Below are 2,664 nucleotides of genomic sequence, written 5' to 3'. Positions count from 1 at the left end.
GCTCGCCGCCGAGGTCGGCGAGCCGGACCCGGCGGCTGCCGGCGAGCCGGTGCCCCTCGTGCACGAGCGCGTACGGGGGCGCCATGGCCAGCACCTCGTGCTCGATGTCGGCGTCGAGTTCGAGGTCGTACAGCAGCCCCAGTTCGCACTGGCCGGTCCGCAGCAGCCCCTGGACGGCGGGGGTGTCGCCCTCGTGCACGTCGACGCGGACGGCGGGGTGGCGGTCGGCGAACCCGCGCAGCAGCCGGGGCAGGTAGAAGGGGGCGAAGGTCTGGAAGCAGCCGACGGCCAGGTCGCCGACGAGCTCCGAGCCGAGGCTGCGCGCCGATTCGGCGAGCTCGTCGGCGTGCGTGAGGAAGCCGCGCAGCTCGTGCTGGAAGCGCTCGCCGGCCGCCGTCAGCTCCAGCCCCTTGGCGTGTCTGCGGATGAGGAGCTGGACGCCGAGTTCGCGTTCCAGGTGGGTCACGGCGGTGGAGACGGCGGACTGCGAGACGTTGATGCGCTGGGCGGCGGCGGTCATGGAGCCGAGCTCGGCGGCGGCGAGGAAGTAGCGCAGCTGGACCAGGGTGAAGTTGGCGTCGTGGGGCATGCCGGGATTTTTACATCTCGAAAACCGATGCAGCCCCCGTGAAAACAATGTTTGACCGGGGATTTGGAATCTTCGAGACTTCCCAACCATCCGCCTTACCCGCGGTGACCCTGTCGATTCTCTCCCCCGCAGCACCGCACCGCTCTTCGCCCCTCACGTTCTAGGGAGTCCGCATGTCCGGTCCCGGAGGATCCGCACCCGACGTCCCCGCCGCGGCCGAGGCGTCCGCCGCCGTGGACGCGCCCGCCACGGTGGAGCAGCACACGATCGACCATATCCCCGACGGCGAGCGCCACGGCCGGGTCAGGGACCTGTTCACCATGTGGTTCGGGACGAACATCGCCCCGTTGCCGCTGGTCACGGGCGCCATGGGGGTGCAGGTCTTCCATCAGTCGTTCTGGTCGAGCGTGCTGGCGATCCTCGTCGGCCAGCTCGTCGGCGGCGTCTTCATGGCGCTGCACTCGGCGCAGGGACCGCAGCTCGGCGTGCCGCAGATGATCCAGAGCCGGGCGCAGTTCGGGGTGATCGGGGCACTGGTGATCGTGGTCGTCGCGGCGGCCATGTACGTCGGCTTCTTCGCGTCGAACATCGTGCTGGCCGGAAAGTCCCTGCACGGCCTCGCGCCCGCCGTCCCCGTCAACGGGGGCATCGTGCTGGGCGCGCTGGGCTCGGCGGTGATCTGCTGGGTCGGCTACCGCCTGATCCACACCCTCAACAAGATCGCGACCTGGGTGCTGGGGATCGGCATCGCCGTCGGCATCGCGGTCGTGGCCTTCCGCGGCCTGCCGGACGACTTCTTCACGCGGGGCGGCTTCACCTTCGCCGGGTGGCTGGCGACGGTGTCGCTCAGCGCCCTGTGGCAGCTCGCGTTCGCCCCGTACGTATCGGACTACTCGCGCTATCTGCCGCGTACGGTCCGCACGCCCGCGACGTTCTGGGCGACGTACGGCGGCTCGTGTCTCGGCTCGACGCTGTCCTTCCTGGCGGGCACGGTGATCGCGCTCGCCGCGCCGGGCGCCGACGACACCGTCGCGGGCTTCGACAGCGCGGCGGGCGCGTTCGGCCCCATCGTGCTGGTCCTCTTCCTCTTCAGCGTCATCAACCACAACGCCCTCAACCTCTACGGGGCCGTGCTGTCCCTCATCACGATCGGCCAGACCTTCCGCGCCCACTGGACGCCGCGGCGGACGGCGCGCGGCGTGGTCTCCGGGACCGTGCTGGTGATCGCGCTGCTGGTCGCGGTCGGCGTGTCCGACGACTTCGTGTCGCGGTTCGTGAACCTGGTGAGCGTTCTGCTGATCGTGCTGATCCCGTGGACGGCGATCAACCTGATCGACTTCTATCTCGTGCACCGGGGGCGGTACGCGATGGCGGACTTCTTCGCCGCCGACGGCGGCCGCTACGGCCGCTTCAACCGCACGGCCCTCGCGTCGTACGCCCTCGGCATCGCCGTCCAGCTCCCCTTCGTCTCCACCGACCTGTTCACGGGCCCCCTGGTCGCCCCGCTGGGCGGCGCGGACCTGTCCTGGCTGGTCGGTCTGGTGGTCACGGCTCCCGTGTACTACGTCTGGGCCCGGCCCCGCGTCACGGAACCGCAGCCGGTGGCCGCTCCGGTCGCGCAGGAGGAGCCGGCGCGGACGGTACCGACCGCCTGATGACCTGACGGCGTACCTCTGCCCGTACGGACGCCCAACCGCCCCGGCCCTCGAATGGCGTGCGCGAATCGACCGGCATAGCCTGCCCGAAAGTACCGTTTCGCGCCGTATATCCGCATGGCAGGCACATCGCGGACAGGGAAGGTCGAGGGTCTTGAGCGCCGACACCGACGAACAGCAGCCCCGGAAGTCCGGAGCGGGGGCCGAGGCGGGGGCCGGATCGGGGCCCGCCGCCGAGGAGGGCCCCGAGTTCCATCCGTACCACCATCCGGCCGCGGGCTGGGGCGCCGCCAAAAGCGTGACCCGCTTCCTGCTGCGCGAGGGCGCGCTGGTCGACGGGCCGCGGGCGATCATGCGGATGAACCACGAGAACGGCGGGTTCGACTGCCCCGGCTGCGCGTGGCCGGACGACACCAAGGG

General features: G+C 70.8%; 2 protein-coding genes and 1 pseudogene. 2 read left to right on the top strand and 1 reads right to left on the bottom strand.

Features of this window, described 5'->3' with window-relative positions; all coding sequences use genetic code 11:
* Positions 1-589 (bottom strand): LysR family transcriptional regulator (locus ACFU99_RS40260; protein ID WP_384402713.1); only part of this gene is annotated, 589 nt, incomplete at its 3' end.
* A gap of 173 nt (positions 590-762) precedes the next feature.
* Between ACFU99_RS40260 and ACFU99_RS40255 the strand changes: the two genes are divergently transcribed.
* Together ACFU99_RS40255 and ACFU99_RS40250 are read left to right on the top strand one after the other, a co-directional pair.
* Entirely contained in the window at positions 763-2,244 is a 1,482-nt protein-coding gene (locus tag ACFU99_RS40255) for a purine-cytosine permease family protein (RefSeq protein ID WP_384402710.1), read from the top strand.
* 154 nt (positions 2,245-2,398) lie between these two features.
* Positions 2,399-2,664 (top strand): annotated as a pseudogene (locus ACFU99_RS40250) (formate dehydrogenase); the annotation flags it as partial.

The organism is Streptomyces sp. NPDC057654, from assembly GCF_042800135.1.
Lineage (GTDB): Bacteria > Actinomycetota > Actinomycetes > Streptomycetales > Streptomycetaceae > Streptomyces.
This window is presented reverse-complemented; position numbering and strand designations above follow the sequence as displayed.

Bases quoted from the DNA above. Each gene is read 5' to 3' on its own strand.
- ACFU99_RS40255 (WP_384402710.1), top strand. From the start codon at position 763: ATGTCCGGTCCCGGAGGATCCGCACCCGACGTCCCCGCCGCGGCCGAG.